Below are 12,975 nucleotides of genomic sequence, written 5' to 3'. Positions count from 1 at the left end.
GAGTGCGGGCGGAGAATGGAAGCCATGACGCTGATGCCTACACCCGCGTTCTCCTGGCAAGACCTACTGCCGGTTCAATTGAACTGCCTGCTCAGCACGGGCTTCGCCGCCCTCTGCCTGGGCATTCCGCTGTCGTAGCGGCGGCTGGTACACGCCACCGCCGCCCGCGACAGCTGAAAAGTGTTCAGCCCCAGTTCTGGTAAACATCCAGCACTCGCCCACCGCGCGATCCGGGGGCATTGACATAGATGACGACGGAGCCGTCGGGATGGTCGGCGGCTTCGGACACCACCTGCCGCAGTGAGGCGTGCACGCCGCCGGTGTCGTCCTTGTAGATCGTAGTGTCCGGCTTGAGCCCCGCACCCATTCGGCTCAGCGGTACGAACATGCTCACCACCGCGGGCACCGGCCCACCGGCCAGCCCGGCGGTCTCATCATGGGAGAGCGCGAGCCCGATCCGTCCTTGATCGGGCTGCATGATCGGCGTCCCGGCGGCCGCCGTTCCGGCGCACGTCAGCACCCCCGCCGAAACTCCCGCTGCCACCAGTACTCCCGCACCGACACGCGCCAACCGCATACAGTTCAGCCCTCTCTCGATGTCTGATACCTGGATCGTGAGATTACGCACCAGCAACTATCCAGCGATCGATGTTGTCGCCGAACCATTCCGGCGTGTTGCCCTGATGCCACCGCATCCCCGCCAGTCGCACCGGCGCGTCGAGAGCGGTGCGAGGATTTCCGGCTATCGCGTTGCGCGGCGATGTGGTGCGCGGGCTCGGGCTCGGGTGCGCTGGGGCTGAGCTTCTTGCGGATGCGGAGGGCGGCCCGGGATGCGAGGATGTCGGGTTGGGCTGTGGGACAGCGCACTCTCCTACACCCTGTCGTCGACGGGGATGCGACGGCTGAGAGACTGGGGGACGTGAGTTCTTCTCCGCGTGTGAGCCAGGCGTCGGTGCCGGTCTCAGCCCAGCTTTTCGAACGCGCCGCGGCGGTCATTCCGGGTGGCGTGAATTCGCCGGTGCGGGCCTTCAATTCGGTGGGCGGGACGCCGCGGTTCATCGCATCCGCGAGCGGCTACACGCTGACCGATGCCGACGGCAACGACTACATCGACCTGGTGTGTTCGTGGGGTCCGATGATTCTCGGGCACGCGCACCCCGAGGTCGTCGAGGCCGTGCGGCGCGCCGCCGTCGGCGGGCTGTCGTTCGGTGCGCCGACCGAGGCGGAGATTCTGCTGGCCGAGGCCATCGCGGCGCGGGTGGAACCCGTCGAGCGGGTGCGGCTGGTGAACTCCGGTACCGAGGCCACCATGAGCGCGGTCCGGCTGGCGCGCGGGTTCACCGGGCGCTCCAAGATCATCAAGTTCAGTGGTTGCTATCACGGGCATGTGGACGCGCTGCTCGCCGACGCCGGGTCGGGCGTCGCGACGCTGGGCCTGCCGACCTCGCCGGGCGTCACCGGTGCGCAGGCGGCCGACACCATCGTGCTGCCGTACAACGACCTCGAGGCCGTGGCCGCGGCGTTCGCCGCCAATCCCGGGCAGATCGCGTGCGTGATCACCGAGGCCGCGGCGGGCAATATGGGCGCGGTCGCACCGCTGCCCGGTTTCAACGCGGGGCTGCGCAAGCTCACTCAGGACAATGGCGCGCTGCTCATCATGGATGAGGTCATGACCGGATTCCGGGTGAGCGCGGCCGGTTGGTACGGACTCGAGGGTGTGGCGGGCGACCTCTACACCTTCGGCAAGGTGATGAGCGGCGGCCTGCCCGCCGCGGCGTTCGGCGGTCGCGCCGAGATCATGAACCATCTGGCCCCGCTCGGCCCGGTCTATCAGGCGGGCACGTTGTCGGGTAATCCGGTCGCGGTGGCGGCGGGTCTGGCCACGCTGCGCGCCGCCGATGCCGAGGTGTACGCCGCGCTGGATCGCAATTCGAAGCGGCTCGGCACCCTGCTGGGTGATGCGCTCGCGGCCGAAGGCGTCCGGCATCAGGTGCAATTCGCAGGCAATATGGTGAGCGTGTTCTTCGCCGACACCCCGGTCACCGACTATGCCGCCGCCAAGGCGGCCGAGACCTGGCGTTTCCCCGCCTTCTTCCATGCCCTGCTCGCGGCGGGCGTGTACGCGCCCCCGAGCGCCTTCGAGGCATGGTTCGTCTCCGCGGCACTCGACGAGGACGCATTCGATCGCATCGCCGCCGCCCTCCCCGCCGCCGCGCGTGCCGCGGCCGCCGCCACCCCCGAAGGATCCGCCGCGTGACCTCCCAGCCCGAGACCGGTCTACCCGCCCCGGCCCCCGTCCCCCTCACCCCCGCCGAGGCCTCCCGCCTGCTGGACTCCATCCGCCAGGCCGAAGACGAACTCGCCGAAACCGGCGAGAACATCGCCGTCGCCCCGGCCGAATCCGCAACCCCCGCAGCCGAATCCGCAGCGCCCGTGGCTGAGTCTGCAGCGCCCGAGGTTGAAGCGGCCACGGTGGACGCTGCCGCGGCGGCGGCTCCCGCCAAGGCTGATTCGAGCGCCGCCCGTGCGGCACGCCCGGCCGCGGCCAAGTCGAAGAAGCCGCCGCGCAGGAAGAAGACCGCCACGTCGGAGCCGGGCACCGAGCCGCTGCCGGTCGCTGCCGAAGTGTCCGGCGACGTCGACGAAATCTCCACTGTTGCAGTCGATATCGTGCAAGATACGGCGTCGGGTGCGGAGCAGGAGGCGTCGCCCGCTGATCTCGCGGCGATCGTCGCCGAGTGGAATGCCGCTTCGGCCGCCGATGCCAGCCGGTCCGCCGCTGCCGTCGCCGCCGCGGTGGAGGACGCCGATCGGGCCGCCGCGGGTGCCGCCGCGGTGGACTTCTTCGCCGACGCGGTGTCGATCGGTGAGCCGGCCAAGGCCGATGTGGTTTCGGCCGGCCTTGATACGGCCGCAACCGATTTCGCCGCTGTCGTCGAGGTGGCGGCGGATGAACCGTCCGCTGCCGATGCGCACACCGATGCGGATGATGCCGTGACCGAGCCCTCGGGCGCGACGGAAGCTTCGACCGCAGTCGAGTCCGGCGAAAGCGCGCTCGCCGCAAGCGGTTTCGTGCTGCCCGGTGAGGTGGCCGACGATGTCGAGACCATCGTGCATGTGATGCGGCACGGTGAGGTGCACAATCCCAAGGGGATTCTGTACGGTCGCCTGCCCGGGTTCCAGCTGTCGGTGACGGGGCGGGCGCAGGCGCAGGCCGTGGCGCGTTCGCTGGCCGATCACGATATCGCGCTGGTGGTGGCGTCGCCGCTGCAGCGGGCGCAGGAGACCGCGGAACCCATTGCGGCACACCACGGTGTGATCATTCGTACCGATGACAACCTGATCGAGGCCGGCAATACCTTCGAGGGCCTGCGGGTCTCGATGAGTGACGGCGCGCTGCGCAAGCCCCGGCACTGGTGGAAGATGCGCGATCCGTTCACGCCGTCCTGGGGTGAGCCGTATCTGCAGATCGCGCACCGCATGCTGGCCGCGGTGAACAAGGCCCGGGTCGAGGCGGCGGGCCGCGAGGCCGTGCTGGTCTCGCATCAGCTGCCGGTGTGGACGCTGCGCCGTTTCCTGCAGGGCCAGCGCCTGTGGCATGACCCGCGTAACCGGCAGTGCTCGCTCGCGTCGATGACTTCGCTTGTGTACCAGGGCGATACGTTGATCGATATCGTCTACAGCGAACCCGCGGGCGCCTCGGATCCCAAGGTGACGGGGGCATGAGCCGGTCCGCGTCCCGGCCCGGTCGTATCGTGTCGATCCTGCTGGCGAGCCTGTCCCTGGTGGCGGTGCTCGCCGGTTGCTCGACCGCGGGCAAGGACGCGGTGGCGCAGGGCGGGACCTTCGATTTCGTCTCGCCCGGCGGTAAGACCGATATCTTCTACGATCCGCCGGAGTCGCGCGGCACCATCGGCAAGCTGTCCGGCCCGGATTTGATGACGGCCGGGAAGACCACCTCGGTGGATGACTTCCCCGGCAAGGTGGTCGTCATCAATCTGTGGGGTCAGTGGTGTGGTCCGTGTCGCGCGGAAGCGCCTGCGCTGGAACAGGTTTACGAGGCCACCCGGGACAAGGGTGTCGCTTTCCTGGGTATCAACGTCCGCGATAACCAGCAGGACAAGGCGCAGGATTTCGTCACCGACAACAAGGTCGGCTACCCGTCGATCTATGACCCGTCGATGCGGAGTCTGCTCGCACTGGGCGGCAAATTCCCGACCAGCGTCATTCCGACCACGATCGTGCTGGACCGCGATCACCGTGTCGCCGCGGTGTTCCTGCGTTCGCTGCTCGCCTCGGATCTGCAGCCGACGGTGGACAAGCTGGCCAAGGAAGGTCAGCAGTGAGCGTGACAGTCCTTGCCAGCGTGGGTGATTCGTTCCAGCAGACCGCCGCCACCGGCCCGCTGCTGCTCGCGCTCGGCGCGTGCGTGCTGGCGGGTCTGGTGTCGTTCGCGTCGCCGTGCGTGGTGCCGCTGGTGCCGGGTTACCTGTCCTATCTCGCGGGTGTGGTCGGCGCCGAGGCTCCGCCGGTGACGGTGGAGTCCGCGCAGCGTACGGCGGTCGCCGAACGTAATCGCGGTCGTATGCGAGTCGCGGGCGCGGCCGGATTGTTCGTACTCGGCTTCACCGTCGTCTTCGTGCTGGCCTCGGCCACCGTCTTCGGCACCATTCAAGCCTTGAATGTGAATCGTGAACTGCTGCAACGCATCGGCGGCGGCGTCACGATTCTCATGGGCCTCGCCTTCATCGGCTTGATTCCGGCATTGCAGCGCGATACCCGCATGGAACCGCGCCGCCTGAGCGGCCTGATCGGCGCACCGCTGCTGGGCGCGGTGTTCGCGCTCGGCTGGACGCCGTGCCTGGGCCCCACGCTCTCCGGCGTGATGGCGGTGTCCGCGGGCACCGAGGGCACCACCGCCGCGCGCGGTGTCGCCCTCATCGTGGCCTACTGCCTGGGCCTGGGCCTGCCCTTCGTGATCCTGGCGTTCGGTTCGGCGACCGCGTTGCGCGGCGTCGGCTGGTTGCGCCGTAATTCCCGCACCATTCAGGTGATCGGCGGCATCCTGCTGGTTGTCGTCGGCATCGCCCTGGTGACCGGAGCGTGGGACCAGTTCATCTCCTGGATCCGCGACGCCTTCGTCTCGAATGTGACCCTGCCGATCTGATGACTGCCACCGTCGAAACCCCCGCCCCTGCCCGTCCGCCGCGACAGTCGTTGCCGCGCAAGGCTTTCGCCGTGCTGCGCAATACCTGGCGCGGTCTGACCAGTATGCGCACCGCGCTCATGCTGCTGTTCCTGCTGGCGCTGGCCGCGATTCCGGGCGCACTGCTGCCGCAGCGCAGTCTGAACAAGCAGAAGGTCGATCAGTACATCGCGGACCGGGCGACGCTGGGTCCGTGGATGGATCGCCTGCAATTGTTCGACGTGTTCTCCAGCGCGTGGTTCACGGCCGTCTATGTGCTGCTTTTCGTTTCGCTGGTGGGCTGCATTCTGCCGCGCGTGCTCGATCACTACCGGGCATTGCGCACGCCGCCGGTGAAAGCGCCGCGCAATCTGTCGCGATTGCCGCACAACTTCAGCGGTTCCGATGCCGCGACGCCGGATGCGGTGATCGAGCGGGCGCGCAAGGAATTGCGCGGCTGGCGCACCGTGGTGCAGCCGGGCACGCGCGAGGGTGAGATCACGCTCTCGGCGGAGAAGGGCTACACCCGCGAGGCGGGCAATCTGGTTTTCCATTTGGCGCTGGTGGGTCTGCTGGCCGCGATCGCCATCGGCAAATTGTTCGGGTACGAGGGCAATGTGGTGGTCATCGCCGATGACGGCCCGGGTTTCTGCACCACGTCCCCGGCGGTATTCGATTCGTTCCGCGCGGGCAATGTGAACGACGGCACCGGTTTGTCGCCGATGTGTGTGCGGGTCAAGGACTTCAAGGCGGATTATCTGGAGAACGGGCAGGCCGCCATGTTCTCCTCGAATATCCAGTATCAGTCGGGTGCGGATCTGGAGTCGGGGACCTGGCGGGACACCAGCATTCAGGTGAATCATCCGCTGCGGGTCGCGGGGGACCGGGTCTATTTGCAGGGCCACGGTTTCGCGCCGACGTTCACGGTGACGTTCCCGAATGGCAAGACCCGCACCGAGACGATTCAGTGGAAGCCGGATGACGCGACCACATTCCTGTCCTCGGGTGTGCTGCGCATCGATCCGCCGGGCGGTATGTATCCGAGCGAGGATGAGCGGCGTAAGCATCAGGTCGCGATCCAGGGTTTGTTCGCGCCGACCGCGCTGCTGCACGGTTCGCTGCTGACCTCGATGTATCCGGCGATGCGGGATCCGATGGTCGCGGTGGATATCTATCAGGGCGATACGGGCCTGGATACCGGTCGCGCGCAGTCGCTGTTCTCGCTGGATCCGGAGATGATCAAGCAGGGGCGGCTGGTCAAGGAGCAGCGGGTGAATTTGAAGCCCGGTGACACCTCGACGCTGTCCGACGGCACCAAGGTGACTTTCGACGGTGCCAAGGAATTCGTGAATCTGCAGGTGTCGCATGATCCGGCGCAGCAGTGGGTGCTGATCAGCGCGCTCACCATGATGGCGGGTCTGCTGGTGTCGCTGCTGGTGAAGCGGCGGCGCATCTGGTTGCGGGTGTACCCCGGCGGCGAGGCCGATGGAGTACGACGTACCGTAGTAGAAATGGGTGGATTGGCCCGCACCGACCAGGCCGGTTGGGGCGGCGAATTCGACCGACTGCGTGAGCGGCTGCTGACCGAGAACACGGGAGACAAGTAATGCCGATCGACGAGAACATCGCCTCCTACAGCGATCTCGCCTTCAAATCGGCCATCGTGATCTACGCGCTGGTCTGGATCATGCTGGTGTGGCAGTTCGCCATCACCCGCACCGTGCCCACCACCGCGCGGGAACTGGTCACCGCGGGCGGCGGCTCGGACAAGGCTCCCGCGCCCGCCCCGGACGTGCCCGGCCGCGTGGTGCCGACCGAGCGCGCCAAGCGCCCGTTCCCGGAACGCCTGGGCAATATGGCCTTCGCGGTGCTGTTCGTCGGCTTCGGCGCGCACGCGGTGTCGATTGTGCTGCGCGGCTTCGCGACTCACCGTTTCCCGCTCGGCAATATGTTCGAGTTCATCAGCATGGCCTGTGCCGCCGCGGTTTTGCTGGGCCTGGTGCTGCTGCGTGATCAGCGCTACCGCGCCATGTGGGCGTTCCTGCTGGTGCCGGTGCTGGTGCTGCTGTTCCTGGCGGGCACCAAACTGCATGTCGACGCGGCCCCCGTGGTTCCGGCCCTGAAGTCCTACTGGCTCCCGATCCACGTCACCGTCGTCTCCATCGGCAGCGGCGTCTTCCTGGTGTCCGGTGTGGCGAGTCTGCTGTTCCTGTACCGCATGTGGCAGCCCGCGGGCCTCGAATCCGACAATCTCTGGGGCCAGCTCGCGCGCCGCCTCCCCGACGCCCAGCTGCTGGACCGGCTCGCCTACCGCACCACCATCATCGGCTTCCCCATTTTCGGCACCGGCGTAATCCTCGGCGCGATTTGGGCCGAAGCCGCCTGGGGCCGCTTCTGGGGCTGGGACCCGAAGGAAACCTGCTCCTTCATCGCCTGGGTCCTGTACGCCGCCTATTTGCATGCCCGCGCCACCTCCGGCTGGCGGGATACGAAGGCCGCGTGGATCAATATCGCGGGTTTCGTGGCGATGCTTTTCAACCTCTTCATCATCAATATCGTGGTGAGCGGTCTGCATTCGTATGCGGGCTTGAACTAATACCTTTCGGCCCCGGTGGCCGATCGCAGTGTCGCCGAACACAATTGGCCCGAGTACACATAACGGTACTCGGGCTTGATTTGCCGACCGCGATCGGATAGAACTTGTTCCGTTGCCTTTCGCAACGTGAAACGTTCTGCGCGCCATCTCATTCGAGCGCGCACGGGGTCGGGAGAATTAGGAAAATCATGCGTCGCACCATGCGTAATTTCGGTCGTAAGGCTCTTATCGCGGCATTGCCGCTCGCCGTCGGCATTGCCGTCGTCGGGTCGGGTACCGCCTCCGCCGACGCTCCTGTCGGAATCCTCCAGCCCGCCGCCGTGACGCAGGTGATCTCGGCCGAGCAGGCCCCGATCGCGGTGCAGCAGGCCGCTCCGGTCGCCGAGGCCGCGGCCGTCGTCGAACAGCCCGCCGTGCAGGATGAGGTGCAGCCGGTCGCGGCCGCGCAGGAGATCGCCACCAATCCCAATGCGGCCAACCATGATCCGCTGGGCAACGGCGCCGCCGCCGGTGCGATTGTCGGCGCCGTGGTCGGCGCGGTCGTCTGTGCCGCCACCATTGTCGGCATCGTCCTCATCCCGCTGTGCGCCCTCGGCCCGGCCTTCCAGGGCGCGCTCGTCGGCCTGATCGTCGGCGCCATCGCCCCCGACGTCATCCCGCAGGTGCTGCCCTGATCCCTCGGGGTAGGTAGCTCCATATTTGGGGCCAGTCGAATTCGATTCGACTGCCCCCGAAGTGTTTTCGGGGGCAGGAGTGTGTGCCGGGGCACTCGCCGGACGGCTCCGCGGCGAATGAGTGCGACATCACGTCACAGTAATCTTCAGTCGATACCGCGGGTGCTTGTACTGTGCTGATGTCTGTTACAGCATGTACCGGAAACCCTTGGGAGAAGACGTGATCGACCCCGCGACAGCCGTCCTGCCGGTCGGCATCTGGCTCACCCTGCGCGTCGCCGCACACCTCGGCGGCGGCACCGACCTCGACTATCGGGGGCGCGAACAGCGCGCCGCCTATACGCTCACGCACCAGCCGCGCGGGCTAGCGCATATAGGGCGTCGCCTGCACCCAGTGAAAACCGCGGGAGACCGCGGGGAAGTGGTCCAGGGGGACCAGCGTCAGCCGCATATGGATCGGGCGGCCCGTTAGCGAACCATCCAGGATCAGTTGATTCGGTTGCGGCTGTTCGTAGTTCAGGCTGGCGAACGTCCGCGCCGAATCCTGGGCGATGGTGATGGTGCGCCGGTCGGTATCGATCTCGGCCGGGAAGGCCAGCAGGGAATCGTCCATGCGCTGTGCGGTGACGGCGGTCGGGATATCGAAGATGATGCGCCGCAAGCGATCCGAGGCGTTCGGCAGGCCGCCGTGTGATCCGTCGCGGAAATCGACCAGGGCAGGCACCTGCTGACCCGCGACGGTGTATTCGGTGACATTCCAGATGCCGTACAGCGGTGACTGCGGGCGCGCGCTGCCGTAGGTCTGCCAGCCGTCGTACCCCTCGCTGATGGCGGTGAACAGCAGCCAGCCGCCGAAAATCAGTTGGGCCGCAAGCATTATCCGATTCCCGCGGCGGCTGCCGAAGCGCAGTTCCGGAACACGCGCGGGCACCGTGCGGCCGATCAGCGCCCGTACCGTGCGTCCGATATCGGGGGTCGCGAGCACCACCGCGAGGATGAGCAATTGCAGTGAGAAGATCTTCACCGGCACGTCGAAGGTCAAATTCAGCAGCGCCACCTGCAATGTCACGATGAACGCGAGCACCGCCCCCAGCCCCGCGGTGACCGGCAGCACCAGTAGCAGCGCCGCCGTGACTTCCGCTGCCCCCAAAGCGATTTCATACGGCTCGGACAGTGATGTCTGCGCCCACAGCACCGACATCGGACTCATATCCCCGAACGGTTCCACCAGCCGCTGCAGAATCATCGACATCTGCGACGGCAGCAATTTCACCATCCCGTACAGCAGCAGCGCACTCACCAGCGCGGCCCGCAGCAGCAGTCGGAACCACCCGTACAGCCGCGCGTAGTTCCCGCGCCGCCGATCCAGCACCGACCACACCCCGGTCACCGCGATCGCCACCAGCAACCAGGTGAACACCGAAACCCACTGCGCCGCAGTATCTCCACTCCCCGTGGGCGTAAAATCGACCACGGTGCCGAACACGTGCGATCCGACCCAATCGGTCAGCGGATGCAATGCCGTCCACATCCCCAACTCGGTCACCGATTCCTGCGACACCCCGAGCGAGCGAAAGAGCGCCGTCGCCAGCCACACCCCCGCCATTCCCAGCCCCACGAACACGAACGCGAATCGAAAAGCTATGCGCACCAACGGATGCCATCGATCCACCACGCCCCGCTCGGTATCCGCCCCAACCACCTCGGCCGTCAACTGCGCAACCACGATCTTCCCTCCCATGGCCTCGACGGCCAATTCCTTTGCAGGTCAGAACGTTATTGCGCCCCCCGCCCCCGGTGAATCCGGCAAAACCCTTGCCCCAACCCCCACTGCCCCCAGAATTCGTGCCCCCGATTTACGATCGGCATACCCGTCACGAGCCAGGAGTAGCGAATGCATGCCAAACGCATAGTCACGAATCTGCCGGTGGCCGATATCGAGGCCGCGAAAGGTTTCTACATCGACTTTCTCGGCCTGAGCGTTGAAGAGTTCAATCTGGGCTGGGTGGCCCGCTACACCTCGCCGGAGACCGGCGCGAATCTGCAACTCGTCAGCGGTGACGCCACCGCACCGGTCGATTCGGTGATCTCGGTGATGACCGACGACGTCGACGCCGCCTACGCGGAGGCGATGAAACTCGGCTACGAAATCGTGCATCCGCTGACCACGGAGGAATGGGGCATCCGCCGCTTCTTCGTCCGCGATCCCGACGGCAACGTACTCAATATCGCCGCCCATCGCGACTGACGCCATCTGGCCGGGTGATCGGCCGATCCGATACCCTTCGCCGAGGAAATGATTCGGTACGAGGGGGAGATCATGACTGAATTCGCTGCGCCCGCATCGGATGCGGAGCTCTTGCGGCGCATCGGGCAGATAGCGGAGCAGGCCGGACTCGGGGCGCATCGGTCCGCGTATCCGGCCGCGCCGGCCAATTGGGGTGCGGTGCGGACCGCGTTCTTCCTGATGGTCGGCGGGGTGACGTTGACCGCCATCGGAGTCGCGGCGAATCTGGAATGGTTGCAGGGGCTCGCGGGATTCTTCTCCGTGGTGATGATCGGAACGGTGCTCATCGGGGTCGTGCGGACGTGGCGATATGACCGGAAGGTCGGGGGCAGTCGGCTCGATCTCTTCGAGCACGGCATGGTGACCGCACAGCCGGGCGGGGTGGTCGCGTTCCGATACGAGACAGCCGAGGTACTACAGCGAATCACCGAGCACTACCGCAATGGCGTCTTCCAGGGCACGACGTATCACTACACGTTCGCGGGTCCCGATGGCGCTCGCGCGGTGGTCAACGAAGCCGTCGCGAATGTGCTGACCTGGGGACCCGAGATCCAGCAGGCCGTCACCACCGCGCAGTTGCCGAGGGCCGCGGCCCGGGTGCGCGCCGGCGAGCGGGTGGCCTTCGGCGATCTGTGGATCTCGGCCACCGAGGTGGGTTCCGGCCGCAAGTCCGTCGGATGGGATCGGGCGGAGCAACTGGTCGTCGTCTCGGGTAGTGCGTCGATCGGCGTGGACGGCAAATTCTTCGGGCTCTCCACGACGCCGATCAGCCGGATTCCGAATTTCTTTGTCTTCCAGGCGCTTTTCGAGCACCTGCGTTCATCGCACGGGCGTATTTCCGCCGTCGACTGAGGCGTACCGGCGATAACGCAGTAGCGGGCCGAGTTCTCCTGGGACGGTGGCGAATCGAGTGATGCCGAGGCGTTCCAGGAGAACGGCGGAAGCGGTGTTCGCCTCGTCCACTTCACCGAAAATCGCTGGGAGGCCGAGGGTTTCGAAGGCGTAGTCGATCACCGCGTGCGCCGCTTCGGAGGCATAGCCCCGTCTCCATGACTCGGGAGTCAGGCTGTAGTAGATCTCCTGGCCGAGGTCGTCGAGGGGGCGCAGGCCCGCGGTGCCGATGAAGGTGTCGGTGGTGATGAGCCAGAGGCCGTGGCCGGCGGTGGCGAAGGTGTGTTGGCTGGTGGTGATGGTGTGGGAAATCTCTTCGGGGGTCAGGGTTTTGCCGTCGAAGAGGAATTCGCGGACCGCGGGGGTGGTCCAGTGCGCGAGCAGGGTGGGGTGGTCGGCGGGGGTGACCGGGGTGAGGGTCAGGCGCGCGGTGGTGAGGGTGGATGCGGGCATTTCGCCGATTCTGGTTGGGGCGGGGGCGATGCGCACATCAATATCCTCGCCGGGCGGTAGCGGCGGCGGGGATGCGGGGGAGTCAGGGGGCGGTGTCGCCGAAGTCGCGTCGGGTGACGCCGGTATGCACTCGAAAAAAAAGAGGCCGGTCGGTTTGCTGAAAGAATGCCGACCGGGCCTCGAAAACATCAGTGATCGGGAGAACCGGGTTCGCCGTCCCGGTGCTGGCGGGATAGCCGCCAGAGAAAATCGGGATCGTCATCGGGACCGATGATGCGGTTGCGTGGTGCCGATGCTGTGCCGGTGCGGGCCGGTCGCTGGGGCCCGAAAGCTTTCCAGCACAACATCGCGACGGCCACTACCGCGATCAGTGCCAACAGGTACGTCACGTCGCTCACCTCCTGCCAACGAGGGTAATCCGTGTCCGTACCCGCGGCACCGCGGAACGCTAAATAGGGGTTAGACGCGGGTCGCCTCGGTGGTGAGGGACCGGAGAAGCTGCAGAACTTCGCTTTCGCGGAACCGGCGGTGACCGCCCGGAGTCCGCAATGAGCCGAGCCGTCCCGCATGAGCCCACCGGGTAACGGTCTTCGGATCGACATGGAACATTGCTGCTACCTGGCCGGGGGTGAGCAGGGTGTCCTGGCTGTTGACGGAACCCATTACGCGGCTCGCCGCGGTGAACGCAGTCATTCGCAAACCTTTCCGTTTTGTCAGATCCCTCATCAGTAGCGACATCGTTGCACTGCAACCCTTGAGTGTTCGAACAGTCTCGATTTGGTAAAGGGGAAGTAATAGACAAAACGGATATCCGTACTGTGTTCGCGGTCACTAACTACCCCGGAGTAGCGAATATCCAGCGACATTCGAAAAGAGGGCACCGCATATG

The 12,975-nt window shown here is 66.3% G+C and carries 15 protein-coding genes; 9 read left to right on the top strand and 6 right to left on the bottom strand.

What is annotated here, in order from left to right:
• Positions 1-184 precede the first annotated feature (184 nt).
• Positions 185-577, bottom strand: coding sequence for a hypothetical protein (locus AB0L82_RS28770; RefSeq protein WP_364642923.1), 393 nt, complete (start codon positions 575-577; stop codon positions 185-187).
• Positions 578-919: 342 nt separating this feature from the next.
• Between AB0L82_RS28770 and hemL the strand changes: the two genes are divergently transcribed.
• The 7 genes from hemL (at position 920) to AB0L82_RS28735 (ending at position 8,455) form a co-directional block, all read left to right on the top strand.
• Positions 920-2,257, top strand: coding sequence for a glutamate-1-semialdehyde 2,1-aminomutase (hemL, locus tag AB0L82_RS28765; protein WP_364642921.1), 1,338 nt, complete (start codon positions 920-922; stop codon positions 2,255-2,257).
• A gap of 863 nt (positions 2,258-3,120) precedes the next feature.
• Positions 3,121-3,726: a histidine phosphatase family protein gene (locus AB0L82_RS28760; RefSeq protein ID WP_364643007.1), complete on the top strand. Its 606-nt coding sequence runs from the start codon at positions 3,121-3,123 to the stop codon at positions 3,724-3,726.
• Positions 3,723-4,346, top strand: coding sequence for a TlpA disulfide reductase family protein (locus AB0L82_RS28755; protein ID WP_364642919.1), 624 nt, complete (start codon positions 3,723-3,725; stop codon positions 4,344-4,346). Before AB0L82_RS28760 ends, AB0L82_RS28755 begins: the two co-directional genes overlap by 4 nt.
• A gap of 2 nt (positions 4,347-4,348) precedes the next feature.
• Positions 4,349-5,167, top strand: coding sequence for a cytochrome c biogenesis CcdA family protein (locus AB0L82_RS28750; RefSeq protein WP_364643005.1), 819 nt, complete (start codon positions 4,349-4,351; stop codon positions 5,165-5,167).
• On the top strand, positions 5,167-6,792 hold the full coding sequence (locus tag AB0L82_RS28745) for a cytochrome c biogenesis protein ResB (protein WP_364642917.1): 1,626 nt from the start codon (positions 5,167-5,169) through the stop codon (positions 6,790-6,792). The genes AB0L82_RS28750 and AB0L82_RS28745 overlap by 1 nt, the downstream gene beginning before the upstream one ends.
• Positions 6,792-7,781, top strand: a complete 990-nt coding sequence (gene ccsB, locus AB0L82_RS28740) for a c-type cytochrome biogenesis protein CcsB (protein ID WP_364642915.1) — start codon at positions 6,792-6,794, stop codon at positions 7,779-7,781. Before AB0L82_RS28745 ends, ccsB begins: the two co-directional genes overlap by 1 nt.
• Positions 7,782-7,969: 188 nt before the next feature.
• Positions 7,970-8,455 carry a hypothetical protein gene (locus tag AB0L82_RS28735; protein ID WP_364642913.1) on the top strand — a complete coding sequence of 162 codons (486 nt, stop codon included), beginning with the start codon at positions 7,970-7,972 and terminating at the stop codon, positions 8,453-8,455.
• Between the two features lie 364 nt (positions 8,456-8,819).
• Here AB0L82_RS28735 and AB0L82_RS28730 read toward each other — a convergent pair whose 3' ends face one another.
• Entirely contained in the window at positions 8,820-10,181 is a 1,362-nt protein-coding gene (locus tag AB0L82_RS28730; RefSeq protein ID WP_364642911.1) for a DoxX family protein, read from the bottom strand.
• Positions 10,182-10,349: 168 nt separating this feature from the next.
• Between AB0L82_RS28730 and AB0L82_RS28725 the strand changes: the two genes are divergently transcribed.
• Both AB0L82_RS28725 and AB0L82_RS28720 read left to right on the top strand, forming a co-directional pair.
• Positions 10,350-10,703: a glyoxalase superfamily protein gene (locus AB0L82_RS28725; protein ID WP_364642909.1), complete on the top strand. Its 354-nt coding sequence runs from the start codon at positions 10,350-10,352 to the stop codon at positions 10,701-10,703.
• A 72-nt stretch (positions 10,704-10,775) separates the two neighbouring features.
• The gene (locus AB0L82_RS28720) at positions 10,776-11,594 is read left to right on the top strand and encodes a DUF6585 family protein (RefSeq protein ID WP_364642907.1); all 819 of its coding nucleotides are present in this window, start codon (positions 10,776-10,778) and stop codon (positions 11,592-11,594) included.
• Here AB0L82_RS28720 and AB0L82_RS28715 read toward each other — a convergent pair.
• The 4 genes from AB0L82_RS28715 to AB0L82_RS28700 form a co-directional block, all read right to left on the bottom strand.
• On the bottom strand, positions 11,562-12,086 hold the full coding sequence (locus AB0L82_RS28715; RefSeq protein ID WP_364642905.1) for a GNAT family N-acetyltransferase: 525 nt from the start codon (positions 12,084-12,086) through the stop codon (positions 11,562-11,564). The two genes, AB0L82_RS28720 and AB0L82_RS28715, sit on opposite strands and share 33 nt — an antisense overlap.
• 82 nt (positions 12,087-12,168) lie before the next feature.
• Positions 12,169-12,348, bottom strand: coding sequence for a hypothetical protein (locus AB0L82_RS28710; RefSeq protein ID WP_364643015.1), 180 nt, complete (start codon positions 12,346-12,348; stop codon positions 12,169-12,171).
• Positions 12,275-12,475 carry a hypothetical protein gene (locus AB0L82_RS28705; RefSeq protein WP_309230565.1) on the bottom strand — a complete coding sequence of 67 codons (201 nt, stop codon included), beginning with the start codon at positions 12,473-12,475 and terminating at the stop codon, positions 12,275-12,277. The genes AB0L82_RS28710 and AB0L82_RS28705 overlap by 74 nt, the downstream gene beginning before the upstream one ends.
• 70 nt (positions 12,476-12,545) lie before the next feature.
• A complete protein-coding gene (locus AB0L82_RS28700) occupies positions 12,546-12,779 on the bottom strand; it encodes a BldC family transcriptional regulator (protein ID WP_067567119.1) in 234 nt (77 codons plus the stop codon).
• Positions 12,780-12,975: the final 196 nt, after the last annotated feature.

This window comes from Nocardia sp. NPDC052001, assembly GCF_040680615.1.
GTDB lineage: Bacteria > Actinomycetota > Actinomycetes > Mycobacteriales > Mycobacteriaceae > Nocardia.
The sequence above is the reverse complement of the archived record's forward strand: the minus strand, read 5'-3'. Positions and strand labels throughout refer to the sequence as shown.

Bases quoted from the DNA above. Each gene is read 5' to 3' on its own strand.
- AB0L82_RS28770 (WP_364642923.1), bottom strand. From the start codon at position 577: ATGCGGTTGGCGCGTGTCGGTGCGGGAGTACTGGTGGCAGCGGGAGTT.
- AB0L82_RS28760 (WP_364643007.1), top strand. From the start codon at position 3,121: ATGCGGCACGGTGAGGTGCACAATCCCAAGGGGATTCTGTACGGTCGC.
- AB0L82_RS28755 (WP_364642919.1), top strand. From the start codon at position 3,723: ATGAGCCGGTCCGCGTCCCGGCCCGGTCGTATCGTGTCGATCCTGCTG.
- AB0L82_RS28745 (WP_364642917.1), top strand. From the start codon at position 5,167: ATGACTGCCACCGTCGAAACCCCCGCCCCTGCCCGTCCGCCGCGACAG.
- ccsB (WP_364642915.1), top strand. From the start codon at position 6,792: ATGCCGATCGACGAGAACATCGCCTCCTACAGCGATCTCGCCTTCAAA.
- AB0L82_RS28735 (WP_364642913.1), top strand. From the start codon at position 7,970: ATGCGTCGCACCATGCGTAATTTCGGTCGTAAGGCTCTTATCGCGGCA.
- AB0L82_RS28725 (WP_364642909.1), top strand. From the start codon at position 10,350: ATGCATGCCAAACGCATAGTCACGAATCTGCCGGTGGCCGATATCGAG.
- AB0L82_RS28720 (WP_364642907.1), top strand. From the start codon at position 10,776: ATGACTGAATTCGCTGCGCCCGCATCGGATGCGGAGCTCTTGCGGCGC.
- AB0L82_RS28715 (WP_364642905.1), bottom strand. From the start codon at position 12,086: ATGCCCGCATCCACCCTCACCACCGCGCGCCTGACCCTCACCCCGGTC.
- AB0L82_RS28710 (WP_364643015.1), bottom strand. From the start codon at position 12,348: ATGACGATCCCGATTTTCTCTGGCGGCTATCCCGCCAGCACCGGGACG.
- AB0L82_RS28700 (WP_067567119.1), bottom strand. From the start codon at position 12,779: ATGACTGCGTTCACCGCGGCGAGCCGCGTAATGGGTTCCGTCAACAGC.